Genomic DNA, 25,568 nt, shown 5'->3' with positions numbered 1-25,568 from the left:
CTTCGGTTAATCATTGACCACAACTGGTAGGAGAAACATGGCGACTTCCGCAAAAAAGGTAGCCAAGAAGGCTGCCCCCGCACCGGCTAAGAAAGCAGCCGCAACGAAAGCTCCCGCGAAGAAAGTAGCGGCTAAGAAGGTCGCCGTGAAGGCGTCCGGCGTAGCGTCGCCGATCAAGGACACCTTCACGAAGGCCTCGCTGGCTGCTCACCTCGCTGAGCGCGCTGCTGTCGAGCCGAAGTCCGTCAAGGCTGTGCTGGCTGCACTCGAAGACACGATCCTCGGTTCGGTCCACAAGAAGGGCGCAGGCGAGTTCACGCTTTCCGGTCTTCTGAAGATCGTCGTGCAAGCCGTGCCGGCGAAGAAAAAGCGCTTCGGCAAGGACCCGTTCACGGGTGAAGAGCGCTGGTTCCCGGCCAAGCCGGCAAGCGTGCGCATCAAGGCACGTGCGCTGAAGAAGCTGAAGGACGCAGCAGCGGCGTAACGGCCGGGCGGTTTCGCGTCGCTGCGTGTCGTTAAGCGCGGTGCTGCGAACGCAAGCTGATCAAAATCCCCGCGGGCGAAAGTTCGCGGGGATTTTTTGTCGACCCGAGTTAGCGCTTTAGCGCTTACTCGGGTCCCACGCAGCGCGGTCACTGCGGATGCAAGCCCGCATACGTGCCGGGCGTCACGCCATAGGCGCGCTTGAATAGCCGGTTCAAATGGCTTTGATCGTAGAGTCCGACCTCGGCGGCGGCCGCTGCCGGGCTGTGGCCGGCGGCAAGCATCTTCTTCGCCTCGATCAAGCGCCGCTGGCTCGCATAGGCATGCGGCGGAATGCCGAATTCCTTGCGGAACGCGCGCATCAGGTGAAACCGGCTGAGGCCGGCGAGTGCCGCGAGCGCGTCGATCGAGATGTTTTCGCGGTAGTGGGCGTCGAGGTAGTCGCGTACCTGGGCCATCTTGCGCGATTCGCGCTCTACGTCGCCGAGGGCGGGTTTCGGCTGGCCGTAGCGGCCAAAGAGCGTCCCCATCGCTTGCCACCAGTGTGCTTGACGCTCCATGAGCGGCGCGCGTTCGGGCGCATCCGCGCCGGCGTGCGCGGCGGCCAGCAGCTTCGATAACGCTTCGTCGCGGTAGAGGCCTGGCGGAATGAAAAGGCGCCGGCTCTCGGGCAAATCCGCGCTGAACACGCTGCCGAGCGCGTTCAAGCCGTCCATATCCAGATAGATCGCGCGGTAATTCCAGGCGCGGTCTTCCCACACGCGGCCGCTGTGATATTCGCCCGGCGCGCAAACCAAGATCGTCCCGGGGCCGGAAACGTCGCTGCCGGCGCGCGTCTCGCAGCGGCCCGCGCCGTCCTCGGTCATCACGATCACGAGTTCGTCATGGACGTGCCGCTCGAATTGGTGCGCGCCATAGCGTGCGGTCGCGAGGCAGGCGCCCGTCAGTGCCTGGTCGCGCCAGTAAGACAGCTCGCTTTTTGCCGGGCGCTGCATGCTTTCCTCCGTTCCTGGGCGGCGATCCGCCACCGTCTATCAGCATAGTTCGATTCGCACGCGGCGGTTGCGCCGCCCTTTGTTTTCGATCTTGGCGATGCGAACGGGGCGCGACTGCGCGGTATTGGTCAGATGCGTGCCGCCGCAGGCTTGGCGGTCGAGCGTGCCGATTTCGACGATGCGGATCTTGCCGTCGGGCGTCGGCGGCGGCGCAACCGATAGGCTGCGGATCAGTCCCGGCGTGTTGCGCGCGTCTTTCGCGCTCATGTAGGTCGCGCGCACGTCGAGGCCCTGGCGTATCACGTCGTTGAGCGGGCTTTCGAGCGCACGCAGCAAATCGTTGTCGGCGTCGGGCAGATCGAAGTCCATGCGGGCCGTGCCGTCGCCGTTGATTTGCGCGCCGGTGACGAGCGCCCCCGCGAATTGCCGATAGACGAGCGCGTTGAGAATATGGGTATCCGTATGAAGCTGAGCGACCGTCGAGCGCCAATCGGCATCGATCGACACGTGCACGTCGCCGCTCAGCTCGAGCGCCGAGTGCGCCGAGTCGAGCACATGCCAGTAACGGCCGTTTTCAAGCGATACGCCGACGATTCGCGCAATCCCATGCGCGTGCGTGAGCGTCGCGACGTCCGACACCTGTCCGCCGCCGCCCGGGTGCAGCGCCGAGCGCGCGAGCACGATCGCGCCGGGGCGTGCGTCGATCACGCCGGTGTCGAATTCAAGCAGGTCCGGCGCTTCGTGGCATAAGTAGTGCGGCATTCCGGGTCCTTGGCGAAATCATGTGAAAACGCCAGTGTAGGTCTGCCGCGCGGCGCAGGATTGGTGAAAAGTGCTGTGCTGCGGGACCGGCGCCGCACGCCCGGAAGCATTACGGCTTTTGATTCTCCGGGTCGCGGCGAGGCTCGTGTTGCGCGGCACGCCGAGCGCTTCGTACTGGTAGTCGGCAAACATCGGCGGCAGGCCGTCCTTGCCCGGCTTCGACAAGTGGCAGCCGGCGCAATTGGCCTTGTTCGGATCGTTGAAGAGCTGCAGGCCGTGCAGCTCGGCCTGGGTCAGCCTCGCCTTGCCTTCGAGCCAGTAGTCGTACTTGCTCGTGTACGGATGGAACGACGAATCCTCGAACTGGTAGCGCGCCACCGCGAACATCGCCTCCGACACCAGCATGTTCGGATGGTCGAAAATGCCTGCCCCGAAAAGCTGCGCAAACGTGTTGCGGTACGCGCCGTTCTCGAGCTTGGCGGCGATCGCGCCGACGCTCGGATTCGCCATTTCGGTCGGGTTCAGCAGCGGGCCGAGTGCCTGCGCCTGCAGCGTGTCGACCCGGCCGTCCCAGAACAAGCCGCCTTGCGGCACCATCGCGGGGGCGGCGGGCGCGACGCCGGCCGTCTTCTGCGCGCGTGACGCCGCTCGCGGCCGCCCATCTGCACGGGCAGGCCGTTGGGCGGGCCGTATGCGTGCCATGACGCGCACGACATCGTGCCCGAGCCGGACATGATTTTCTAAATCGAAACAAATTTGTCACGATGGGGGAATCGAATCGCGCGATTTGCTCTGAGAATGGCCCGAGAATTACGTGCTTGTCTTAAATATCGGGAACGCGATTATCGTTTGATGAACTTCCGGTTTTGAGTTCAAGCAGGATCAAATTGATTAGGATTTCGTATTAATAAGACATCGATCGTATTGGCGCTGCACGATGAACCGACACGTGCAGGGTGCAAGCGATGCGATGCTTTGACGAGATGTGCGGCATAGACCAGTGCAATACCGCGTTCGCCGGCAGCGATGCGGTCCGCGCGGGCCTGATCGTGCAGAATCGCATCGCGTGGACTGATCTGATGTTGCCGGTTGCCTGGATCACCGCCAAAGCGATAAGTAAGCTGAAAGTAAGATGACGGCAAGCGGCCAAAAGTAACCCAAACCACGCCCGGATACCTATCCGGCGTTGCCCGCGCATTACAATAGCGGCGTTTGGCTGGCTTCCGATTGCGAGAGAATCCATGACTTACTGTGTGGCGATGTCCGTCGACGACGGGCTCGTTTTCTTGTCCGACACGCGGACCAACGCCGGCGTCGATCACATCAGCACCGCGCGCAAGATGACCGTGTTCGAGCAGCCCGGCGAGCGCGTGCTGGTCTTGCTCGGTGCGGGCAATCTGGCGTTGACCCAGGCGGTGTTGCACGAGCTGTCCGAACCTTCGAACCCGGAGCGGCCGTCGCTGTGGACCGCGCCGACGATGCCGGACGCCGCGCGCGTCGTCGGTCAGGCGGTGCGCGACGTCCACCAGCGCGAAGCGCGCGCGTTGCAGGAATTCGGCGTCGACTTCAATTGCAGCTTCATTCTCGGCGGGCAGATCGCCGGGGCGGCGAACGGCCAGGGCGCGTGCGCCGAGGGCACTGGCCGTGCGCTCAATCGTCCGCGGCTCTTCATGATTTATGCGGCGGGCAACTTCATCGAATCGTCGAGCGTGAATCCGTATTTCCAGATCGGCGAGTCCAAGTACGGCAAGCCGATCATCGACCGCGTGCTCACGCCGGCGACGCCGCTTGGCGAAGCGGCAAAATGCGCGCTCGTGTCGATGGATTCGACGCTGCGCTCGAATCTGTCGGTGGGGTTGCCGCTCGATTTGCTGGTCTACGAAACGGATGCGCTGCGCGTCACGCGGTTCGTCTCGATCGATAGCGACAACACCTACTTCGAGATGATTCACCGGACGTGGGGCGAGCGGCTGCGTCAGGTGTTCGCCGAAATTCCCGATCCGAACTGGCAGGATGGGGCCGAGATGCCGCTGCAGCGCCCCGGGCGCGAGCTCGTATTGCACCGCTCGGCGGTTGCCGGCGCGCCGGCAAGTCAAGCGACGCCTGCCCAGACCCTCGCGCAAGACGATAAAGCCCGGCCGCAGCGCTAACTCGGGCCGACCGCTGTGCATGGGGCCGGAGTAAGTGCTGAAGCACTTACTCCGGCCGACACGAAAAAAAAGCCCGTCACCGGTGTGAGCCGGGACGGGCCTTTTAACAGCGTGTTGCGTCAGCCGTCAGTCAAGTCCGATCAGAACTTGTGACGCAGGCCGAGGGCGAACAGCTCTTGCGTGTTGCGGCCGCCGTCGTAGCCGTACGAGCCGATCGAAGCGACGGCGCTGACGGTTTGCGTGCCGAGCGCGTTAAGCGTATCGCCGCTCGCGTGCTGGTAAGCGCCAACCAGGTACACGTCGGTGCGCTTCGACAGGCTGTAGTCCGCGCCCAGCGAAACCTGATGGTAGGTCGCGCCCGTGTTGCCGCTCGACTTCGTGTAGCTGTAGCCGAGGCCCAGCAGCAGCGCAGTGTTCGCTTGGTAGTTCAAGAAGCCTTGTCCGGTGTTGTACTTCTCGGTCGAGCTGAACGCCGAGAAACCGTCGTTCTTGTACTGCGAGTTGCTGTAGGCGGCGCCGACCGTGAAGGGGCCGGCGACGTACTGTGCGGCCACGCGCGCGATGTTGATCGACTTGGCCGTCTGGTAGCCGAGGTTGACCAGCGATCCGTCGAACGTGCCGTCCGACGTGCTGCTCCAGCCGCCGCCGCCAGTCGTTGCCGTGCGCGCGCCGTCGTTGTTGTCGGCCACGAAGTAGCCGGCAGCCACGGACAGCGGGCCGTTGTTATAGGCTGCGGCGAGCGACCACGTCTGGCCCGAACCCGTCTGGCCTGCCTTGCCGCCCAGCGCGTACATGCCTTCCACTTGCAGGCCCGCGTACGACGGCGACACGTACTTGATCGCGTTGTTGGTGCGCGAGCTGTTGTCGTAGTTGTCGACGTCGCCGACGGTCGCGAACGGGCTGCCGAAGTAGTTGTCGTTCGTGATGGCCTGGACCATGTCGACGAGCGGGTCATACTGGCGGCCCAGCGTGAGCGTGCCGAACTTGTCGCTGGCGATGCCGACAAATGCTTGACGGCCGAACTCGCGACCGCCTTGGTTCAGTTGGCCGGTGGACGGGTTAAAGCCGTTTTCCAACTGGAAGATCGCCTTCAGACCGCCGCCGAGGTCTTCCGCGCCCTTCAAGCCCCAACGGGTGCCCGACAGGTCGCCGCCGCTGGTGTTGCCCAGCGACCACAGGTTCTGGCTCTGGTGCTGGGCGTTGGTCGCGGCGTTATGAACATAGGTCAGCGACGTGTCGATCGTCCCATACAGCGTGACGCTGCTTTGGGCATGCGCTGCGCCAGCGGCGCCGAGCAGTGCCAGCGAGAGGGTAGACAATGCGGTTTTTTTCATCATTTCTCCACGCGAATGAATAATTTATTTGTTGCGGATAGGAGAATAGCGCAATGCGAATACTCGCTAGAACTAGAAAAAAATGACTGTCTCGAAAATGAAACATGCGTTCAAGTCGCTGATATATAAGAAAAATGAGGCATTGTTGCCGCGTTCGAAATATTGAATTGTGGAAGTTGGAGTGTGTTCGCCTAAAAGATGTGCGCCGCCCCCTTTTTGGGGCGTTATTTAATCGATTTGTAAGAAACGTGCGCCGGATATCGAATTCGTGTGATTAATTCCGGAGCACTTGCACGTAAAAGCGGCGTGATGCACCGCAAAGTCCGGTAAACCGGGGATGCCGGACAGCGCACGTGCGACGTGTTTGGCGAACGGCTTCTGGCGCTGTCGTTTTCGTCAACGCTCCTGGCTTGTCGCTGCGCCGGATTCGCCGTTGCCGCGCCCGACAACCGACGTGAGCAAAAGCGCTGCTCCCGCCGCGAACATCACCGCGCGCCATGGATGCTTGCGCACGTAGCGGTCGGCGGCGGCGGCGCGGCGCTCGGCTTCCAGCAGCGTCGCGGCGGTGGCGCGGGTGGCCCGGCGTTCGGCCCGAGCGACCTTGCGCCCGAATTCCAGCGCTTGCCCGGCCGCGTCGCCCGCCTCGCCGGACGCAGGCGTTCCCGCAGCGGCCGAAACCGTCGAAGCGGCAAGCGCCGACGCGAGCATCGCGCGGCTGCCCGGCGGCGTCTCGTCGCTCTGCAGCCCCCAGGCGCCGCGCGGGTCGTGCAGGTGGCCGCGGGCCGAGGCGAACTCTGCGCCGAGCAGCAGCACGGCCGCCGAAAAGTACAGCCACATCAACAGCACCGCGAGCGACCCCGCCGCGCCGAACGAATTCGCCATGCCCGCATGCGCGAGGTACAACGCAAACAGTTTCTTGCCGGCGGAGAACAGGACGGCGGCGAGGAGGCCTCCCGTGATCGCGTCGCGCCAGGCGACCGGCGCATCGGGCAGGAATTTGAGTAGCGCGGCGAACGCGAAGGCGAGCACCAGCAAGCCGACGGCCAATTGCAGCAGGTTGCCGATCACGATGTATGGCGTGTTGCCCCACAGCCATTGGCCGACGAACGTGATGGCCGTATCGAGCACGAGCGAAACGATCAGCAGAAACGCAACGCCGAGCACGAGCCCGAACGAAATGAGCCGCACCTTGACGAGCGCGACGACGGTCGACGTGCGCGAGCGGGTCGCCGGCCAGATAATGCTGAGCGCCGTGTTGAGCGACGAGAACGTCGCCGACGCGCCGACGGCAAGCAGTGCAAACGAAATGATGGCGGCGACGCCGCCCGCGCTGCCGCTGCGATGCGCGTTCTGGACGATGGTCTGCACGCCGGCGGCGGCGTCATTGCCGAGCAGGCCGTGGACGTGGCTGAAGATCTGCCCACGCGCGGCCTCGTCGCCGAAGAACCAGCCTGCCACCGCGATCACCATGACGAGCATCGGCGCGAGCGAGAATGCGGAGTAAAACGCGATGCTGGCCGCCATCGCGGCGCAGCGGTCTTCTCCGAATTGCTTGAATGCGCGAAGGCCCCAAGACGCTTCCCTGCGTAGCGATGCGTGCAGTTTTTGGGTCGAGCGTGTGCTCATGGTTCGGCCTCGCTGCTTCAAGAGGTGTAGATGCTACAGGAACTGAGCGTGATGCAGTAGGGATGATGGCAGATGAGCGCTGTTGTTCGCGGATGCCTGTCGACAGCTCTGCATGGGACCCGAGTAAGCGCTAAAGCGCTAACTCGGGTCGACAAAAACGCGGCATGGCTCCCGGAATGGAGCGACGCCGCGTGACAGAGCAAGAAAGTCAGGTCAGGAAACCAGCGCCTGCCTGATCGCGGCGGCCAGATCGGACGCCGCGAATTTCGCCACATAGCCGGTCGCGCCGGCGTTTTTCACATGCGCTTCGTTCGCCGCGCCCGTCAGCGACGAATGGATGACGACCGGAATATCGCGCGTGCGCTCGTCGCTCTTGATGAGGCGCGTCAGCATGAAGCCGTCCATCTCGGGCATTTCGAGGTCCGTCAGCACGAGCGCGATCTTGTCGCGGGCGCGCAGGCCCTCGGCCTGTGCCTCGCGGGCGATCCGATCGAGCATGTTCCAGGCTTCCTGGCCGGTCTTCGCGATCACGTGCTCCGCGCCGATCGCGGTCAGGCTCTGTTCGATCAGCTTGCGGGCGAAACCCGAATCGTCGGCGGCGAGAATCTTCGTCCCGGGCCGCATGCGGATCGACGTGCCGACGTCCTTCGCCTCGACGCTCGGATGCTGCGCCGGGAACACGTCGCGCAGCACCTGCTCGACGTCGACCACTTGCGCGAGCCGCGAATCGCCGGTGTTGCCGTCGATGCGCGCGATGCTGGTCACCGAGTTGCCGCCCGTTGCCGCGCCTTCGGCCGACAGCACCTGGTTCCATTCGAGCCGCACGATGTCGTCGACTTCCTCGACCGCGAACCCTTGCGTCGAGCGCGCGAACTCGGTGACGAGCAGGATGTTGAGGCCGCGCGTCGGGTTGCAGCCCATCAGCCTCGACAGGTCGATGACGGGAATGATCTGGCCGCGGATATCGACCGCGCCGATCATGTGGTCCGACGCGCCCGCGATCGGCGTGACCGCCGGCATCGTCATGATCTCGCGGACCTTGAAGACGTTGATGCCGTAGAGCTCGTGTTCATCGCCATCGGCAACCGTACCCAGGCGAAACAGCAGCAGTTCGAACTTGTTCGAACTCGTCAGATTGGTGCGTTCGTCGATCGAATGATGATCTGCCATCGATATGTTCTGCTCCGCGATTGCGCCGCCTGGCCCCGTGCCGGCCCGGCTCGCACGCGTGCGAAACCGGTGCGCAGTTCTCTATCTTCGATATCGGCGCGGCGCGCGAAAAGTTGAATGGATACAGGGCTTTCCGGCATTTTCTTGCTCGGCGTTTGCTTACTTGGGGTCTTTTATCAGCGTGAACAGGCCCTGAATATTGCCCAACGAATTCGGGCGAGGTAAGTTTGCAACCTTCAAGTCGCGGCATTGATGTGACGTTATCCAGGGGAGGAGACCAAAAAGCGCCCTGCGGCCAGGCCGGCAGCGCGGCCAATGCACCCCGCACTTTATCGACTTTATTAAAAAACGCTTTCATGATCGATGCGCAACACCCCAGCCTGCCGAGCATAGAGAGCGCGTTCCAGCCGATCTTTTCGCTGGCGCATCAGGCGCCCGTGGGCTACGAGGCCCTGCTGCGCCCGTCGTACCAAGGCGAGGCGTGCTCGCCCGCCGCCGCTTTCGGCATCGCCCGGCGGCTCGAGTCGAGCGGCGAATTCGAGCGGGCCTGCGTGCGTAACCACGTCGACCGCTTTCTTCGCATCGCCGATGCCGACAGCGTGCTGTTCCTCAACGTGCATCCGGCCGTGCTCGTCCATCCCGTCCACGGCCGAGGGCTCATCGACGACATCCTGGCTTGCCGGATTCCGCCGTCGCGCGTCGTGATCGAGATTCTCGAGGCGCCCGAGGACACGGAGGCCTTGCTCGCGGATGCCGTCGCGCGGCTGCGTCTCGCCGGGTTTCTGATCGCGCTCGACGATTTCGGCGCCGGCCTCACGAATCTGGGACGGGTGTGGGATCTGCGCCCCGATGTCGTAAAGATCGACGGCGAGCTGATCCGCAAGGCCGTCACGAGCTATCGGAACGCGCGCAGCCTGCTGCGCCTGATCGAATTGCTGCACGACATCGGCACCTTCATCGTGGTGGAGGGCATCGAGACCGAAGCGCAAGCGCTCTTGAGCATGGATTGCGACGCCGATTTCGTGCAGGGCTACTACTTCGCCCGCCCCGAAATCCTGACCGACGGCAAGCACAGCGCGTTGCCGGTGACGGAGCCGCTCGCGCGCCGCTTCATGGACGCCCGGAAAATTCCGCAGGTCGCCGACATGGAGGAGTTGACGCCTTACCGCCGCGCCTTTCGCGCGACGATCGAAGCGTTTGTCCACGGGCACAGTCTCGCGGAAAGCGCCGCGCATTTTCTGGCGCTCGAATGGTCGATGCGCGTGTTCCTGATCGACGAGCAAGGCGTGCAGGTCGGCGAGAACGTCGAATCGGACGCGCACCGCAAGCGCCGGCGCGTCACGTTTCCGCTGCTCTCGCGCCGGGCCGGCGCCAATTGGGCGAAGCGCGCGTACTTCAGGAACGCGCTGGCCCACCCGGGAACGATCGTGGTGAGCGAGCCGTATATGTCGTCGAGTTCGACGAATCTGTGCGTCACGCTCTCAATCCATATCAAGACCGCGCGCGGCGGGCGGGTGGTGGGCGGCGACGTGCTGTTCGAGGGATTGAGCCGCCTGCTCGAATAGCGGCGGCTATGCCGTGCCCCTGGTTGCGCCCTTAGGTGCGCTCTTAGTTGCGCTCTTAGTTGCGCCCTTAGTTGCGTCCTTAGCCGCGTCCTTAGCCGCGTCCTTTCCCGCGCCGTCGTGGGGCCACCACCCGAGCCTTCGCGACAAGTGCTGGACCGCCTCTCGCAGACGATTCGCCGGCTCGCCGTGAGGATCGCAATCGAAGCTGCCCGCCGAGCCCATCAGCGCGATGACGAGGCAGATGTCGCCCGTGTGATCGAACACGGGGGCCGCGAGCGAGTCGATGCCGGGCACCGGCTTGCCGAGCGCGGTGTCGATGCCGGCGGCGCGAATCTGCGCCAAGCGCCGCCGCAGCGGCGCGCTCAGCGCGGTCTTCCCGGCTGCGGAATCCTCGAAGATTTCGCCGGGCGCGGCGCCCGCCAGCCGCAATCCGTCCTGCGCCAAGAGCGGGGCGAGCACGTCCGCGCTCAGATGCGCCGCGCAGGTCCTGCCGATCGCGGTGTTGACGAGCGACATCACCGTGCCGACTCGCAAGCTCACATGCTGCGGCGTCGCCGATTCTTCGAGTCGCACGACCGTGGGCCCGAGCGGCCCGAGCACGGCCATTGCGACGCTCAACTCCGTGGCCGATGCAAGCTCGATGATCTCGGGCTCCGCTTCGCGGGTGGGCGAGAGCCGCTGCAGCGCGATCAGCCCCAGTTCCAGCGCAAGCGGACCGGCTTCGAAATCGCCGTTGTCGTCGCGGCTCAGCAAGCCGATCTTGAGCAGGCTGACGAGATGCGGAAACGCTTTCGCCGGCGGCATGTCCGCCGCCGCGGACAGATCGCGCAACGACAAGCGCTCGCCCGAGCCGACGAGCGCGACGAGCAACTCGCCCGTCGTGTCGAGCGAATTGATCCCGCGTTGCGGCTTCGCGCTGGAAGCGGTTTCAGCTCGCTTGCGCGAGGCGATCGGGGAAGAAGGAGTCTTAGGCATCGCGTGAGCCGGTCAATCAAGGCATCGGTGCATCAGGACGGGGACGCGAGTTCGCGGCCGATCGCAGCGCTTGCCGAGCGCAGCGCACGGGCGATCGCGCCGTCGAATCCGACGTCGATCGCGCCCGACGAACCGATGGCCGTCAGCGCGGCGCCAAGCTCGCTGTTCGCGTCGAATACGGGCACGCTCAGGCTGCTGATGCCGGGGCTCGGCGCATCGACGGCGCGCTCGATGCCGCGCCGGCGGATTTCGCCGAGCGTCGCTTCGAAGGCGCGCTGTTCGTCCGCCGATGCGAACGCGTCGCGCGCGCGCTTGGCTTGCGTCGCCCACATCGCCTGCACGCGCTCGGCCGGCAGGAACGCGCAGAAGACGCGGCCGGTGGCCGTTTTCGTCAGCGACATGACCGTGCCGACGTGCAAGTTCACATGCAGCGGAAATCCCGAGCGCTCGTAGCGCACGATGGTCGGGCCCTGGGGCCCGGCGATGCAGATCGCGACCGTATGGCCGATCGCCTCGGCGAGCGCCGCGGCGTGCGGGATGGCCGCGCGATAGACCGGCTGATGTTCGAGATGCAGGAGACCGAGGCGCAGCGACAGCGGCCCCGGCTCGTAGCGGCCGGACAGCTCGTCGCGCTTGATGAGGCCGAGGCGGGTGAGGCTGACGAGATACGTATGCGCCTGCGCGGGCGCGAGTTCGGCGCTTTCGGCGAGCTCGGTGAGCGCGAGCGGCTCGCGCGAGCGCGCCAGCGCGTGAAGCAGGCGGCCGCCGACTTCGGCGCTCTGCACGCCCCGCTGCGCTTTCTCCTTCTGCGCGCTGCCGGCATCGCCCGCTGCCGAATGCTTCATACGCTGGACCCTGTTGAAAAACGGCGAGTGTAATCGATCGCGTCCCGGAATATTAGCAAATAGCAACGTGATTTGTTATTGACAAATATTTCGGGCGCCCGCATGATTGACTCCACCCCGGCGCCGCAGCCGCATACTGAGAAACGGGGCGAGACACCTGCCGTTCCCTCAAGCCGCGCGCAACCCGCGTTTCGAGTGTCCCGCCGCCGTCAGTCCACCCTCTTGACGGAGACAACCATGGCGAAGGCATTCGCATCCCAGGCCGACCTCGAAGCGAAAAAAATCACGTTCACGCAGTTGTCCGAGAACGCGTACGCGTACACGGCCGAAGGCGATCCGAACTCGGGCGTCGTCATCGGCGACGACGGCGTGCTGATCGTCGATACCACTGCGACGCCCGCGATGGCGCAAGACCTGATCGCGAAGATCCGCACCGTCACCGACAAGCCGATCAAGTACGTCGTGCTGTCGCACTACCACGCGGTGCGCGTGCTCGGCGCGTCCGCGTATTTCGCCGAAGGCGCGCAGCAGGTGATCGCGAGCCGCGGTACGTACGAGATGATCGTCGAGCGCGGCGAGGCCGACATGAAGTCGGAAATCGAGCGCTTCCCGCGCCTGTTCGCGGGCGTCGAAACGGTGCCGGGCCTCACGTGGCCCACGCTCGTCTTCGAAAGGGAAATCACGCTGTGGCTCGGCAAGCTCGAAGTGAAGATCATGCACCTGGGCTCGGGTCACACGAAGGGCGATACGGTGGTCTGGCTGCCGTCGCAGAAGGTGCTGTTCTCGGGTGACCTCGTCGAATACGACGCCGCGTGCTACTGCGGCGATGCGCAGCTCGAACCATGGCCGGCCACGCTCGAAGCGCTGCGCGCGCTCGCTGCCGACAAGCTCGTGCCGGGACGCGGCCCGGCGCTGCTGAATCCGGCCGACGTGAACAAGGGCCTCGACTACACGAAGGATTTCGTCACGACATTGCTGGCGCAAGGCCGCAAGGCGGTCGAGCAGAAGCTCGATCTGAAGGCCGCGATGGCGCTCGCGCGCGAAGCGATGGACCCGAAGTTCGGTCACGTCTTCATCTACGAGCATTGCCTGCCGTTCGACGTGTCGCGCGCCTTTGACGAGGCGAGCGGCATCACGCATCCGCGGATCTGGACCGCCGCGCGCGACCAGGAAATGTGGGCCGCGCTGCAGGACTGAATACGAATGCCGGAGAGCAGGAGCAGCATGGAGACGCTGGAGGGAGACAAGGAATGAGCATCGACTACCAGACCGTGTCGTTCGATTACCGGCGCTGCGCGGAACAGGAGCGCGCAAAAGGCGATGAGGCGCCTCTCTATCCGGTGATCGTGGTCGGGGCCGGGCCGGTGGGCCTCGCCGCCGCGATCGACGTGGCGCAGCGCGGCGTGCCGGTGGTGCTCGTCGACGACGATTGCACGCTGTCCACCGGATCGCGCGCGATCTGCTTTGCGAAGCGCTCGCTCGATATCTTCGACCGGCTCGGCTGCGGCGAGCGCATGGTCGGCAAGGGTGTGCGCTGGCACGTCGGCAAGGTGTTCGTGCAGGACGAGCACGTTTATACGTTCGACTTGCTGCCCGAAAGCGGACACCGGCGGCCGGCGTTCATCAACCTGCAGCAGTACTACGTCGAGGGCTTTCTCGTCGAGCGGGCGCAGGAACTGCCGAATCTCGAGATCCGCTGGAAAAGCAAGGTTACGGGCATTCGCCAGGAGGACGGCGACGGCGGCGCGTGCGTGACGCTCACGGTGGAGACGCCCGATGGTTCATACGATTTGCGCGGCCGTTACGTCGTGGCGGCCGACGGTTCGAGGAGCCCGTTGCGCACCTTGCTCGGGCTCGACAGCAAAGGGCGCATTTTCAAGGACCGCTTCCTGATCGCCGACGTGAAGATGAAAGCGGACTTCCCGAGCGAGCGCTGGTTCTGGTTCGATCCGCCGTTTCATCCGAACCAGTCGGTGCTGCTGCATCGCCAGCCCGATAACATCTGGCGCATCGACTTCCAACTCGGCTGGGACGCCGACCCCGCACTCGAAAAGACGCCGGAGCGGATCATTCCGCGCGTGCGCGCGCTGCTTGGCCCCGATGTCGAATTCGAACTGGAATGGGCGAGCGTCTATACGTTTTCGTGCGTGCGGATGGAGCGCTTCCGCCACGGCAACGTGCTGTTCGCCGGCGATTCCGCGCACGGCGTCTCGCCGTTCGGCGCACGCGGCGCGAACAGCGGCATCCAGGACGCGGAAAACCTCGCGTGGAAGCTCGAAATGGTGCTCGCCGGCCGCGCGCCGGACAGCCTGCTGGACAGCTACGCAAGCGAGCGCGAATACGCGGCTGACGAAAACATCCGAAATTCTTCGCGCTCGACGGATTTCATCACACCGAAGACGCCGGTCTCCCGGGTGTTTCGCGACGCCGTGCTGAAGCTCGCGCGGCATCATCCTTTTGCGCGGCAACTGGTGAATACGGGCCGTTTGTCGGTGCCTGCGGTGCTCAGCGAATCGACGCTCAATACGCCGGATCGCGACCGTTTCGAAGGCCGGATGGTGCCGGGAGCGGCGTGCGCCGACGCGCCGGTGCGGTGCGGCGGCAAGGACGACTGGTTGCTCTCGCAACTGGGCGGCCGGTTCACTGCGCTGGTGTTTTGCGGGGCGGAAGGTGTCGACGCGGCGAGCGTTGCCGTTTTGAGCGCTTTGGGTGACTCGGCGCTGCCGGTGAAGCGAATCGTAGTCAGCGCCAGGCCGCTCGACTCATCCGACCAGACAGGCGCCGCGCTCGCCGACGCCGTGCTGCTCGAAGATACCGAAGGCATCGCGGCGCAGCGTTACGACGCGAGCCCCGGCACGTGCTATCTGATCCGTCCCGATCAGCACGTTTGCGCGCGTTGGCGGCACGCGGAGGCGGACGACATAGAAGCGGCGTTAAAGCGTGCGCTGGGTGTGCGCCAAACGGACGCCGAGGAGACGATATGAACGACCCCCACGCTCACTGTCGTTCGCTGTCGACCGGAGTTAGCGCTTTAGCGCTTAAACCGGTCCCATGCAAAGCGCCCCCCGATGGAGGCAATAGCCCCCTCGGGGGACGGGAGGCAATATGCCGCTGAACACGCAACCCAATCTGTCGCGCCCCGACGACTTCTACGAGGCCCTGCTCGAGATGCATCGCGATCTCGACGAGGCCGCGAGCCAGTCGGCCAACGCGCAATTGATCCTGCTGCTCGCGAACCATATCGGCGACTACGCGACGCTCGTCGAAGCGATTCAGCACGCACGCGAAGGCGCCGTCAGCCGGCGTGAGCCGGCACAGACGCGCGCGCCGTAGTCGACATGCTGGAGGCCGGCGGCGCGCAATCCTTCTGGTACTTCGCTTGCAGCGCCCGCTGCGCGCGTTGAAGGTTGGTGGGGTAGTCGGGGTCGTCGAAAGCCGGGTCGTAGCCGACCGACTCCAGCTCGCCGAGCTCGCGTATCAACTGCGCGTGCGTGACTTCGCCGGAAGCGGGCTGGAACGGATAACTGCTGCATTCATGCGGCGTAAGGGGCGCCGCCATTGCGCGAGCGCTGACGAGCGACAACGCCAGCAGCGCGATCGCAGTCGTGGTCGATTTCATGATCGTGCTCCATCCTTCTTTTCGCGTCTTGCCGGATTCGATCCGCCGATGGACGCGGCATCCGGCGGCAAGTTCACGATAAGCGAACACCGCTGCCGAATAGCTGTCACACGCATGAAGGATGTTTCATCGAAGCCTTGCCGAATAGGGCGCAGCCCACACGCCGGGGCGGAAATTAAAATTTTTTTAATGAAGCGGAAATCCGGCGTTTAGCGAGTTACGGGTAATCTGCAACGTGGCATCTGCCGAAATTTCCCGTTGAACCGCCCAGCCCCACGCTGAACGTTCGAGCCACATATGGCATCATGTCCCCCTGCTGATAATCTGCCGCGCCCGGTGCGTCCTCATGCCGGGGCGCTCGACCCGATCATGTCGCGAGTCCTCACGATCGAAGACGACGAAATCACCGCGAACGATATCGTCGGAGAATTGAAAAGTCGTGGCTTCACTGTCGACTGGGTTGCAAATGGCCGTGACGGCATGGCTCGTGCGATCAGCGACGAATACGACGTCATCACGCTCGATCGCATGCTGCCCGGCGTAGATGGTCTGACGATTCTCACCACGATGCGCAGCATCGGCATCCAGACCCCCGTATTGATGCTAAGCGCGCTTGGCGATGTCGACGAACGCGTGCGCGGCCTGCGCGCCGGCGGCGACGATTACCTGACCAAGCCCTTCGATCCCGAGGAAATGACCGCGCGGCTCGAAGTGCTGTTGCGCCGCCGCCAGGCACCCGCCGCTCAATTCGAAACCACGCTGCGCGCCGGGCCGCTCGAACTCGACCTGATCTCGCGAAAAGTCCAGCGCGACGGCGAAGAAATCGCGCTCCTGCCCACCGAATATCGCGTGCTCGAATTCATGATGCGCCACGCGGGGCAGACCATCACGCGCACGATGCTGTTCGAGGCGGTATGGGGTTATCACTTCGACCCCGGCACGAATCTCATCGACGTCCACATGGGCAGGCTGCGCAGGAAAATCGATCCGCCGGGCGTGCCCCCGATGATCCAGACAGTGCGCGGCTCCGGCTACATCCTCGCGTGAGCGCAACAAGTTGACGGACATCACTAACTCGACGCCGCCCGTCGAACTGGGAGGCCGCTGGCATTCGACGACGTTCCGGCTCCTCTCGATCTACGCGGTCATCTTTTCGTTTTCCGTCATGCTGCTGGTCGGCTTCATCGGCTGGACGGTGACGGGCGACATGGAGCGCAGGACCGACGTCGTGATGGATTGGCAGCTCATTTACTTCGACTCGCTGCCCGACGATCAGCTCAACGAGGCGGTTCACCGCCGGCTCGAACGCGAGCGGATGCATACGAATTACTACGGCCTTTTCGCACCTGACGGCTCGCACATCGCGGGCGACGTGGTGGCGCTGCCGCCCGGCGTGCCGGCGAACCGCAAGGGCGTGACGCTGCACCATACGCTGCCGATCGAAGGCGACGGCGAAGCGCCCGTCGTGCGTGCGATGGCGCAAAAGCGCAAGGACGGCAACACGCTCGTCATCGCGCGCGATCTCACGCATATCCTGCTGATTCGCGAAACCATCATCAATGCATTGCTCGCGGGCGGGCTGCTCTGCCTGGCGGCGGGCGTCGCGAGCGGCCTCGCGTTGAGCCTTCGGCAGATGCAGCGCGCCAAGGAAATTCGCCGCGTCACGCAGCGCATCGCGCAAGGCGATCTCGGACAGCGTTTGCCGGTGGGCGGGCGCGACGAACTCGACATGCTCGCGCACCTCGTCAATCACATGCTCCAAGAAGTCGAGCGGCTCATGAACGAAGTGAAGGGCGCGTGCGACGGCATCGCGCATGACTTGCGTACGCCGCTCGCTCACGTGCGGGTGTTGCTCGCGCGCATTGCCGAGCGTACCGGTCATTTGGACGACGAATCGATTGCCGTTCTCGTGGAGCGCGCGCGCACCGAAACCGATGCGCTGCTCGATCGCTTTCGCGCGATGCTGCGCATCTCCGAGATCGGCACGCTGCAGCGGCGCGGCGGCTTTGGCGAGGTCGAGCTCGATTCGCTCGTGCGCGAAGTCGGGGAACTGTATGAGCCGCTTGCGGAAAGCCGCGGGATTCGGTTTGCAGTGACCGCCGAGCCCACCGAATCGATTCACGGCGACCGCGCGCTGCTCTTCGAGATGTTCAGCAACTTGATCGACAACGCAATCAAGTTCACGCCCGATGGCGGCAAGGTGGAAATGGAACTCAGGCAAACGCATGCGGGGCCGCGCGTCGATGTCGTCGACAACGGCACAGGCATTGCGCCGGACGAGCGCGAAGCCGTGCTGCAGCGCTTTTATCGCGGCGAACGCACGCGTCATCTGAATGGCTCCGGCCTCGGGCTCAGCATCGTATCGGCAGTGATTCGCGTGCACGACTTCACGATGCGGATCGACGATGCGAAGCCCGGCACTCGCGTGACCATCGAGTGCTGGTCGCGCACGCTCGCTTGATAAAGAAGGTAATGCATGTCAGACAGCAGGTGCCGTTGAATGCGCGTTCTATTCATTGCTTTCCCGCATCCCGAATCCGCGTGGCTCTTCAAGGCGCTGCAGGAGAGCGCGCACAGCCTGCAACGCGCCGACGACATGCGCGACGGCATCTTCCTCGCAGGGCAGGAGCCGTTCGATGCGATCGTCGCGATGATGCTCGAGCCCGCCGCCTACGGCGGGCTGCTTGGCGTGCTGCCGGAGTTGTCGGCTGCGGCGGGGGGCGCGGCGATCATCGCCGTGCTCGGCCCCGCGGCAGCGCAGGATCGCACGCGCGTGCTGCGCGCGGGCGCGGACGCCTGCTTTTGCCAGCCTTACTCGTTCATCGAATTGCATGAGCGGATGCAGGCCTTGCATCGCACCGCACAGGCGCGGACTGTGCAGGACCAGCTTGCTGCGCCTTCGTTGCAGCTTGACGGATTGACGCGCGAGCTCGTCGACGGCGACCGGCGGCTTGCGGTGACGCGCCGCGAGTACCTGCTGCTCGAATGCCTGATGCGCCAGTTCAACGCGCCGGTGCCGCGCGACCAGCTGATCCGCTATGCGTGGCCGGAGACGGAGGATGTCGATCCGTCGAGCGTCAACCTCGTCGTTTCGCGGCTGCGCCGCAAGCTGGGGCAGCACCTGCCCGAAGTCCGCATCGAAACGGTGAGCCGCTACGGCTATCAAATCTGCATGTCGGCTCGCTAATTCGCGATTCGATGTGACGGGCGATACGTCTCGCGCGAGAAGTTTAAGAAGGGGGTGTGCCCTTTTCTCCTTATGAACCGAAGTACGGCGTGCAAAAGCCGGGCGGGCCGACGCAACCGTTCGCCGTATTCGCCGAAGCGCCGGCGCAGCCGGCGAGCAGCACGCCGACTGCCGTGGCTGCCGCCGCGTAACACGCGGCGCGTTTGATCCAGTTACGACATTTCATCGGGTTCGAAACGCCAAGAAATTGAGGAGAAGCTGAGGCGGCTAGTGAAGCCGCCTCAGCGAGGCGCGTTGCGAGCCGCAACGCGCGCGCGAGCGCGGTGCGCGTTTCGGGATCGGCGGCGCTCAGTGCGAGTACAGCGTCGAGTTCAGGTAGTTGAGCTGGCCGTCCTGCTCCGCCTGAACGAGTTCGTGATAGACCTGCGCGCGCGTTTTTTCCTGCACGGGCTGGCCATACGGCGCCGTCCATTGGCCCGGCGAGACCGTGACCGCCGTGGCGGCGGGCACATTGGCCGAGGCCACCTGTGCGGTCGAGTACGTCTGTTGCTGCTGCGTCGCCGGAGCCGATTGGGCGAATGCCGAAGCGGTTGCGGTGGCGCCGATCAGGGCAATGGCAATTATCGTGATTTTCATGTTAGCTATCCTCACAATTTCATGTTTAAAGACCGAAGCACGAATCAGAAGGGGAGTGAGCGTATCGTGGATCGGCTGATGAGAAGGATAGTCAACCGCAGATAGCGGATTGATGGTGCGAGTATGAAAATAGTTTTAGAAGCTTTAATGATGGCGGGGGAAAATCCCATCAGCGCGTTTAAGCGAATTGCGCCGCCGAATTAAAGACCAAACAACATTTGCGGCCAGCAATCGATCGTGACGTTCGGACCCGGCGCTGCGTCGTCGACGCGGATCGCGAAATCGTGGCTTCTTGCGACCGCCCACGCGATGCCGAGATGAAGCCCCGCATCTTCATCCGGCAACGCTTGCGCAGCGAGAACTGCGCCGGCATGCACGATGGCATCGCCCTCTGCGCTGTTGTCGTGAATCTCGATGCGCGGTCCCTGCTGCGTCATGGCCAGTCTCAGGCGAACTTGCGCTCCCGGCTGCGAAACGTCGACGGCGTTGCCTATCAGGATGCCCAGCATCTCGAACAGCAGCGCACGATCCGCGTGCAGCGGGGGAACCCGGCTCGCGGCTACCGTCAGCATGACGGACCGGCTTTCCGCCAAGGGCGCGTAGAGGTCGGCGACGTCGAGCACCAGTGCTTGCAGGTCGATCGTTTCGAATCCTCCGCGATGCTGCAGCCCTGCGATTTCCGCCACGCGCAGCATGGCCTTGAAGCGCACGAGCAGCGTATCGGTTTCCGAGCGGGCCTGATCGAGCAAACGGGAGAGCGGCAAGTCCCGCCCGACCCGCGGGTGCTCCGCCGTTCGTACGATCAGCGAGCGGACATGAGCGAGCGGCGTGCGCAGATCGTGCGCGATGCCATCGCATGCGCCTTTGACCTCGAACATCAGCCGCTCGATTTCGCCGAGCATGCGGTTGACGAGGTGCGACAGCATGTCGATCTCGTCTCTTCCGCCGACCGGAAATCTTTGGCTCAAGTCGCCTCGCGCCACGAGCTGCGCGACATCGCGAATCGCGCCGATGCGGCGGCGCTGCCGTATCCCGATTGCCACGCCGACAGCGCCGCTCGCCAGCAAGCAGCAGAAACCGCCGGCGATCAGCGCGGCAGTGATGGCTTCGCGAACCTTCAATAGGCGGGTCATGTCTTGCGCAACGAGCAGCGTGCGGCCGTCGCTGCGCGTTTCGGCCATGACACGCACGGTCGGCGGAGCAGGGGCGGCCACCGTCAGCGTACGTTCGAGCGTGAGGCCGGTTTGGCGCGGCGGCAGATGCGGCGGCAATGCAAGCACGTCGCCTGCCACAGGCACGCCATGCTTGTCGAAGAGCCCGTAGTAGTTCGGATGCATGTGCTCGTATTCGAGGCGTCTGTTGACGGCTCGCGCCAAATCCGCGTCGGGAATCGTGCGGAAATAGCGCAATTTCCAGGTCAGTACCCTGTCGGTCTCGTTCGTCAGCTCGTTAGAAGCCACCCAGCCGATCGACGCCAGCAGCGTCACTAGCAAAGCGGAAAACACGAGAAAATAAGCAAAGAGAAGCCGCAGCGACATCATGTTGTAGAGCCGCATCCATGTCTTGCGCCTTATCGGACGCATGCGTTCTTTTACCTGGCCGGATCGGCTAGCGCAATTTGAATTGCAAGGAAGGCCGGCACGAGGCGCAACGCCGCCTCGTGCCGGCAGTGGGAAAAGCCCGGCGCGGCGCATATGGGCCGTATCAGTGGTGGGCGTAGAGCGTCGAATTCAAGTAAGAAAGTTGACCGTCGCGTTCGGCGTGAACGAGGTCGTGATAGACGTCCGCGCGAGTCAGGCCCGATGTGGAAGGGGCCTCCGGAGAAACCCACTGACTGCCGCCCACCTGCGCGACGGACAGTGTTTGGCTTGGTTGGCTATTCGCATTCTGTGCGGCGGGCGCCTGGCTTTGCGCGAATGCCCAGCCCGGAACGGCGGCGACGGCGAGTGCAAAAACGAACGGCAATGATTTCATGTCGAACCTCATATCAACGTAGGACGGAATCGCGGCAACACGCTTTAGCGTGAGTTCATCCGCTGAGGCAAACAATAAGGTGCGTCGTTTGGCGTTACGGCCGCATCAGCATGAAGAAATGTTCACCTTTATTTCGTTCCATGTTGATCGCTCGATTTCTGCTTCCGCTTGAATGGCGTTGCTGTTCTTTAAATAAACCTTCATCTAAAGATCGCGGGTAAGCAACGTTCGCCTCGGCAGGGCGCTTCATAATTTCCGTATCGAGATCGAGTGAGGAACGGTGTTATGACACGCCCAATGAGTATCGAACTGGTGAATGAATACGGCGCGCATGCGGTGTGCGTCAAGGTCGAAAACAGCTCTGTGTTGCTGGAGGCCGACGAGGTCGATGCGATGATCGAACATCTCAGCTTCATTCGCGCATCGATGCGCCCCGAGGTGCCCAAGGTGCCGTCGCGCACGCACCAGTATGTGATCGAGATGGACCCGTGCTGGCATGCCGAAAGAAATCCGCTATTCGATGGGGCCGTGCTGTTTCTGCGGCATACGGGCCTCGGTTGGGCCGGCTTTGCGATTCCGCAGGCGAGTCTCTTGAAGCTCAACGAGGTGCTGTCGAACCATGCCGGCGCGTCGATGGAAGCGGCCGGCCTGGAACGTTCGCCGATGCTGCCTAACTGATTCGCTGCACAGTCCGGCTCGCTGAACGAACGGCGGCCGGACGTCGCGATGACGTGTCGGCCGCCCGCGTGTTGCTTCACACGCTTTACACGTGCGCCGCGAACACGTTGAAACGTTGCTTAAAAGCGGTGCCGCATGCCGACCGTCACAGCGACCTGCTTGTTGGTCGAGGACGGATCGACCCCCGTGATGTCCGCGTTGCCGAGGATCGTGCCGTCGCCGCCGACAGCGCGCTGGAAGACACCTTCAAGATAGACGTCAGTGCGCTTGCTGAGCGCGTAGTCGCTTTGCAGGCTGACCGTGTGGTACTTGAGCGTGGAGTCGCCCGTCTTCGTGCCGAATTTGCCGTCGGTGAACGTGTACGCGCCAGCCACGCTCAGCATCGGCGTCAGGAAGTAGCGTGCGTTGACCTCGTAGTTGTCGAAGCGCAGGCTGTTGCCGCTGAGCGCGTTGAAGTTGCTCGCAAGGTTCAGGCCCGTGAGCTGATCGATCTTCGTGTGCGTCCAGAGGAAACCGACCGTTGCCGGGCCGAAGGCGTAGTTCGCGCCGGCGCCGAACGTGCGCTGGCGCTGGCCGAAGAAGTCGCCCGTGCCGTCCGTGCTGCTCACGGCGCCGCCCGGGTTCGTGCCGATTCCGCCGGGGTTGTCGATCTGCAGGTAAGCCGCGGCGATATTGAGCGGGCCGTTGCCGTACGAAGCGCCGGCACTGAATGCGCGGTTGTCGGCAAAGGAGCCGGCCGAGTTGGAGAAGCCGTACAGGCCGCCGAAATGGAAGCCCGCGTAATTCGCACTTTGGAACTTCACCGCGTTATTGATGCTGTACTGGCCGTTCAAGTTGTCGTTATCGAAAGGATGCGAGGCCAGGTTGCCGCCGAAGTCTGTACCGGCCGCCGACAGCGGGCCCAGGTAGTCCACCACGGAATCGTATTGCTTGCCGAGCGTCACGGTACCGTATTGATCGCTCTGCAAGCCCACCCATGCCTGACGCCCAAAGATTTGATTGGACTGCTTCAGCGCGCCGTTGTTCAGATTGAAGCCGTTTTCCAGCTTGAAGATCGCATGCAATCCGCCGCCCAGATCTTCGCTGCCTTTCAAGCCCCAAAGCGTGTTGCTTACAGCCCCGCTGCCCAAGCTGAAGTTTTGGCCCGACGTAGAGGTGCCCGGTGCGTGAGCGTTGTTGTGAGCGTTGTTCGCGTAGACGATCCCCGCATCGAGCACGCCATAGAGCGTCACGCTGCTCTGTGCGTGTGCTGCGCCAGCAAAAGCGCCTGAGAGGCCGGCGATAAGAATGAGTTTCTTCATGTTCTACTCCTTGTGGATAGCATTTGCCAAAGCCGTGCATGACCGTTCGCTAAGCGGCTTCAGCGGCGTGAGTCTAGGAAAGCGTACGAAGAAACCCGAGACGTAATATCGCAATTCAGTTTTTCGGAATGGGAAACTGCGCTTGCCTTGACAGGTTGAGCGCTTGTCCGGCTTGGCGAAGCGAGAAATCGGCCAGCGCTTTCGCAAGCATGGACCGAGGTGGTGATGTGGCCGTCGAGCAACAAAATGCGTGTGGAGAAGCGCGCAATCGCATCGCCGGTTTGGCGTTCTTTATTTCGAATCCGGCACTAATGTATTTCAGACTGAACCGACGAACATCGTCGCGGGAGCCTTATACTCTTCGTACCGCCGAAAGCGGTGCTTTTTCATCTAAATCTCTTTAGCGCGAGCTCGGCTCGCGCTTTTTTTTTGTTGCTGTCAGGAAAAGAGCAAAGCGCCGACGGTTCATGAACATTGCACAAAATTAAACAAGACTTAATGTACCTGGCAGGAAGGATTTAATCGCCATCGTCCATGATGCACGCCATTGCGTTTTTTTTCTGTCAGAAAGAACATGAATCAGCTACAGGCAATGCGGGTGTTCACACGTGTGGTGGATCTTGGCAGCTTCAATCTGGCTGCCAAACAGCTAGGCATGTCGGCGGCGGCGGTGACGCGCAGTGTCGGCATGCTGGAAGCGCACCTGAACATGCGGCTTTTGAATCGCACGACACGCAGCCTGTCGCTGACGGAAATCGGCAAAGACTATCTGGACGGTTGCCGCACGATCATCGAAAAGCTGGACGAGATGGAATCCAATCTCGTGCAGGCCACGCGCGACCCGAGCGGCACGCTTCGGATTGCGGCGCCTATGACGTTCGTCGCATCCGGCCTCGGCGCGTTGCTCGCGTCATATCGCACGTTGCACCCGCGCATCGATTTCGACGTGACGACGTACGATACGCATATCGATATCGTCGAAGGCGGTTTCGATGTGTGCTTCTCGGATGACCGGCGCTTCACCAGCTCGACGCTCGTGAGCCGCCGCTTGACGAGCGTCGAGGAAGTGGTCGTCGCGTCGCCCACGTATCTCGCGCGACATGGCGCCCCGCGCGATCCATCGGCATTGAGCGGCCATAGTCTGCTTTCGGTATCGGACGGTTCGTCGCGCATGTGGGAGTTCAGCGATGCGAACGGCGTTTATCGCATCTGCACCGGGCGCGGCGTCAGCGCGACGGGCAGCTCGATGGTTCGCATGGCGGCACTGAATCACATCGGCATTGCACTGCTGGCCGCGCCGCTGGTGGCGGACGATCTTGCGCGCGGCACGCTCGTGCCGCTGCTCGAGCAGTTCGAAGCGAACGGCGGGCCGCGCCAGATTTCGATTCTCTATTCCGGCCGCAACAACCTGTCGAGAAAGATTCGCAGCTTCATCGATTTCACCGTGAGCCAGTATCGCGCGCCTGACAAGCCGGTCGCGCTGCGTGCTGTCGCCTGAGAAAGCGTCGAAACATGGCAAAGGTACTGACGATTGAGGACGATGAGCTGATTGCGCGAGACGTCGTGCGCACGCTCACGGCGAGCGGCCTGACGGTCGACGTCGCGCACACCGGCCGCGAGGGCTTGGCGAAAGTGATGGTGGGCGACTACGACGTGGTGACGCTCGATCGCATCCTGCCGGACCTCGACGGACTGACGATCGTCGCGACCATGCGCGGCGTGGGCATGGAGACGCCCGTGCTGGTGATGAGCGCGATGTCGGATGTCGATCAACGTATCCAGGGCTTGCGCGCCGGCGGCGACGACTATCTGACGAAGCCGTTTTCGCCGGAAGAGATGTCGGCGCGCGTGGAAGTGCTGCTGCGCCGCCGCCCGCGTGGGGCCAAGACGGAGACCCTCTTGCGTCAAGGCGCCTTGGAGCTCGACCTCGTGCGGCGCAAAGTCAAGTATCGCGATCGCGAACTCGATTTGCAGCCAACCGAACTGCGCGTGCTCGAATTCATGATGCGGCATGCAGGCCAGATCCTCACGCGCACGATGATCTTCGAAGCCGTATGGGGGTGCCGGTTCGATCCCGGCACGAACCTGATCGACGTGCACGTCGGGCGTTTGCGCAAGAAGGTCGAGATGCCTGGCGAGCGGCCGATGATCCGTACGATCCGCGGGTCGGGTTACCTGTTTGGCTGAAATGCCTGGAACGAAATGCCACGAAGGACGCGCGCTCGCTGAAGCGCGCGTCTTTGCTTTAGGGCCCGCCGCCTCAAGGCT

Annotated in this window: 26 protein-coding genes and 1 pseudogene; 13 read left to right on the top strand and 14 right to left on the bottom strand. The window is 63.5% G+C overall.

All coding sequences use genetic code 11. The features are described from left to right. The first annotated feature begins 37 nt into the window (after positions 1-37). Positions 38-484, top strand: a complete 447-nt coding sequence (locus J3489_RS08080) for an HU family DNA-binding protein (RefSeq protein ID WP_206997178.1) — start codon at positions 38-40, stop codon at positions 482-484. A gap of 148 nt (positions 485-632) precedes the next feature. Here the strand turns inward: J3489_RS08080 and J3489_RS08075 are convergent, their stop codons facing one another. The 4 genes and pseudogenes from J3489_RS08075 to J3489_RS08060 form a co-directional block, all read right to left on the bottom strand. Then, a complete protein-coding gene (locus tag J3489_RS08075; protein WP_206997177.1) occupies positions 633-1,478 on the bottom strand; it encodes an AraC family transcriptional regulator in 846 nt (281 codons plus the stop codon). 39 nt (positions 1,479-1,517) lie between these two features. After that, entirely contained in the window at positions 1,518-2,240 is a 723-nt protein-coding gene (locus tag J3489_RS08070; protein ID WP_206997176.1) for an alanyl-tRNA editing protein, read from the bottom strand. 126 nt (positions 2,241-2,366) lie between these two features. Continuing rightward, a pseudogene (locus J3489_RS08065) lies at positions 2,367-2,974 on the bottom strand (cytochrome-c peroxidase); the annotation flags it as partial. Positions 2,975-3,112: 138 nt separating this feature from the next. After that, positions 3,113-3,406: a hypothetical protein gene (locus J3489_RS08060; RefSeq protein ID WP_206997175.1), complete on the bottom strand. Its 294-nt coding sequence runs from the start codon at positions 3,404-3,406 to the stop codon at positions 3,113-3,115. Positions 3,407-3,481: 75 nt separating this feature from the next. On the opposite strand from J3489_RS08060, the gene J3489_RS08055 reads away from it, so the two are divergent. Beyond that, entirely contained in the window at positions 3,482-4,390 is a 909-nt protein-coding gene (locus J3489_RS08055; RefSeq protein ID WP_206997174.1) for a proteasome-type protease, read from the top strand. A 140-nt stretch (positions 4,391-4,530) separates the two neighbouring features. On the opposite strand, the gene J3489_RS08050 is transcribed toward J3489_RS08055, so the two are convergent. From J3489_RS08050 to J3489_RS08040, 3 genes are all read right to left on the bottom strand, one after another. Beyond that, on the bottom strand, positions 4,531-5,724 hold the full coding sequence (locus J3489_RS08050; RefSeq protein WP_206997173.1) for a porin: 1,194 nt from the start codon (positions 5,722-5,724) through the stop codon (positions 4,531-4,533). A 396-nt stretch (positions 5,725-6,120) separates the two neighbouring features. Further along, positions 6,121-7,350: a YihY/virulence factor BrkB family protein gene (locus tag J3489_RS08045; RefSeq protein ID WP_206997172.1), complete on the bottom strand. Its 1,230-nt coding sequence runs from the start codon at positions 7,348-7,350 to the stop codon at positions 6,121-6,123. A gap of 213 nt (positions 7,351-7,563) precedes the next feature. Next, on the bottom strand, positions 7,564-8,520 hold the full coding sequence (locus J3489_RS08040; RefSeq protein ID WP_206997171.1) for a chemotaxis protein CheV: 957 nt from the start codon (positions 8,518-8,520) through the stop codon (positions 7,564-7,566). A gap of 356 nt (positions 8,521-8,876) precedes the next feature. On the opposite strand from J3489_RS08040, the gene J3489_RS08035 reads away from it, so the two are divergent. Further along, on the top strand, positions 8,877-10,085 hold the full coding sequence (locus tag J3489_RS08035) for a sensor domain-containing phosphodiesterase (protein ID WP_206997170.1): 1,209 nt from the start codon (positions 8,877-8,879) through the stop codon (positions 10,083-10,085). 6 nt (positions 10,086-10,091) lie between these two features. Here J3489_RS08035 and J3489_RS08030 read toward each other — a convergent pair whose 3' ends face one another. Together J3489_RS08030 and J3489_RS08025 are read right to left on the bottom strand one after the other, a co-directional pair. Then, positions 10,092-11,060, bottom strand: coding sequence for an IclR family transcriptional regulator (locus J3489_RS08030; RefSeq protein WP_206997169.1), 969 nt, complete (start codon positions 11,058-11,060; stop codon positions 10,092-10,094). A 32-nt stretch (positions 11,061-11,092) separates the two neighbouring features. After that, positions 11,093-11,905: an IclR family transcriptional regulator gene (locus tag J3489_RS08025; protein WP_206997168.1), complete on the bottom strand. Its 813-nt coding sequence runs from the start codon at positions 11,903-11,905 to the stop codon at positions 11,093-11,095. Positions 11,906-12,142: 237 nt separating this feature from the next. Between J3489_RS08025 and J3489_RS08020 the strand changes: the two genes are divergently transcribed. From J3489_RS08020 to J3489_RS08010, 3 genes are all read left to right on the top strand, one after another. Further along, positions 12,143-13,102, top strand: coding sequence for an MBL fold metallo-hydrolase (locus J3489_RS08020; protein WP_206997167.1), 960 nt, complete (start codon positions 12,143-12,145; stop codon positions 13,100-13,102). A 53-nt stretch (positions 13,103-13,155) separates the two neighbouring features. Next, positions 13,156-14,889: an FAD-dependent oxidoreductase gene (locus J3489_RS08015; RefSeq protein ID WP_206997166.1), complete on the top strand. Its 1,734-nt coding sequence runs from the start codon at positions 13,156-13,158 to the stop codon at positions 14,887-14,889. A gap of 121 nt (positions 14,890-15,010) precedes the next feature. Next, entirely contained in the window at positions 15,011-15,238 is a 228-nt protein-coding gene (locus tag J3489_RS08010) for a DUF2783 domain-containing protein (protein ID WP_206997165.1), read from the top strand. Here the strand turns inward: J3489_RS08010 and J3489_RS08005 are convergent. After that, a complete protein-coding gene (locus J3489_RS08005; protein ID WP_206997164.1) occupies positions 15,201-15,524 on the bottom strand; it encodes a DUF4148 domain-containing protein in 324 nt (107 codons plus the stop codon). The two genes, J3489_RS08010 and J3489_RS08005, sit on opposite strands and share 38 nt — an antisense overlap. A gap of 369 nt (positions 15,525-15,893) precedes the next feature. Between J3489_RS08005 and J3489_RS08000 the strand changes: the two genes are divergently transcribed. From J3489_RS08000 to J3489_RS38300, 4 genes are read left to right on the top strand one after another with little or no spacing between them, the layout of a single operon-like run. Continuing rightward, positions 15,894-16,571 (top strand): response regulator transcription factor, encoded by a 678-nt coding sequence (locus tag J3489_RS08000; RefSeq protein ID WP_206997163.1) that lies wholly within the window; start codon positions 15,894-15,896, stop codon positions 16,569-16,571. A 10-nt stretch (positions 16,572-16,581) separates the two neighbouring features. Beyond that, positions 16,582-17,985 carry a sensor histidine kinase gene (locus J3489_RS07995; protein ID WP_242539868.1) on the top strand — a complete coding sequence of 468 codons (1,404 nt, stop codon included), beginning with the start codon at positions 16,582-16,584 and terminating at the stop codon, positions 17,983-17,985. Between the two features lie 39 nt (positions 17,986-18,024). Then, positions 18,025-18,711 carry a winged helix-turn-helix transcriptional regulator gene (locus J3489_RS07990; RefSeq protein ID WP_206997162.1) on the top strand — a complete coding sequence of 229 codons (687 nt, stop codon included), beginning with the start codon at positions 18,025-18,027 and terminating at the stop codon, positions 18,709-18,711. A 56-nt stretch (positions 18,712-18,767) separates the two neighbouring features. Then, the gene (locus tag J3489_RS38300) at positions 18,768-18,902 is read left to right on the top strand and encodes a hypothetical protein (RefSeq protein ID WP_255554988.1); all 135 of its coding nucleotides are present in this window, start codon (positions 18,768-18,770) and stop codon (positions 18,900-18,902) included. A 157-nt stretch (positions 18,903-19,059) separates the two neighbouring features. Here the strand turns inward: J3489_RS38300 and J3489_RS07985 are convergent, their stop codons facing one another. From J3489_RS07985 to J3489_RS07975, 3 genes are all read right to left on the bottom strand, one after another. Next, positions 19,060-19,347, bottom strand: a complete 288-nt coding sequence (locus J3489_RS07985; RefSeq protein WP_206997161.1) for a DUF4148 domain-containing protein — start codon at positions 19,345-19,347, stop codon at positions 19,060-19,062. A gap of 200 nt (positions 19,348-19,547) precedes the next feature. Continuing rightward, positions 19,548-20,930 carry a sensor histidine kinase gene (locus J3489_RS07980; protein ID WP_242539867.1) on the bottom strand — a complete coding sequence of 461 codons (1,383 nt, stop codon included), beginning with the start codon at positions 20,928-20,930 and terminating at the stop codon, positions 19,548-19,550. Between the two features lie 121 nt (positions 20,931-21,051). Then, on the bottom strand, positions 21,052-21,321 hold the full coding sequence (locus J3489_RS07975; RefSeq protein WP_206997160.1) for a DUF4148 domain-containing protein: 270 nt from the start codon (positions 21,319-21,321) through the stop codon (positions 21,052-21,054). A gap of 285 nt (positions 21,322-21,606) precedes the next feature. Here J3489_RS07975 and J3489_RS07970 point away from each other — a divergent pair, with 285 nt between their 5' ends. After that, positions 21,607-21,999 carry a hypothetical protein gene (locus J3489_RS07970; RefSeq protein ID WP_206997159.1) on the top strand — a complete coding sequence of 131 codons (393 nt, stop codon included), beginning with the start codon at positions 21,607-21,609 and terminating at the stop codon, positions 21,997-21,999. Positions 22,000-22,118: 119 nt separating this feature from the next. Here the strand turns inward: J3489_RS07970 and J3489_RS07965 are convergent, their stop codons facing one another. Continuing rightward, positions 22,119-23,300 carry a porin gene (locus tag J3489_RS07965; RefSeq protein WP_206997158.1) on the bottom strand — a complete coding sequence of 394 codons (1,182 nt, stop codon included), beginning with the start codon at positions 23,298-23,300 and terminating at the stop codon, positions 22,119-22,121. 574 nt (positions 23,301-23,874) lie between these two features. Here J3489_RS07965 and J3489_RS07960 point away from each other — a divergent pair. Together J3489_RS07960 and J3489_RS07955 are read left to right on the top strand one after the other, a co-directional pair. Further along, a complete protein-coding gene (locus J3489_RS07960) occupies positions 23,875-24,798 on the top strand; it encodes a LysR family transcriptional regulator (RefSeq protein ID WP_206997157.1) in 924 nt (307 codons plus the stop codon). Between the two features lie 14 nt (positions 24,799-24,812). Next, entirely contained in the window at positions 24,813-25,487 is a 675-nt protein-coding gene (locus tag J3489_RS07955) for a response regulator transcription factor (RefSeq protein WP_206997156.1), read from the top strand. Positions 25,488-25,568 lie beyond the last annotated feature (81 nt).

The sequence above is a fragment of the Trinickia mobilis genome, assembly GCF_017315705.1.
Taxonomy (GTDB): Bacteria; Pseudomonadota; Gammaproteobacteria; order Burkholderiales; family Burkholderiaceae; genus Trinickia_A; species Trinickia_A mobilis.
The sequence above is the reverse complement of the archived record's forward strand: the minus strand, read 5'-3'. Positions and strand labels throughout refer to the sequence as shown.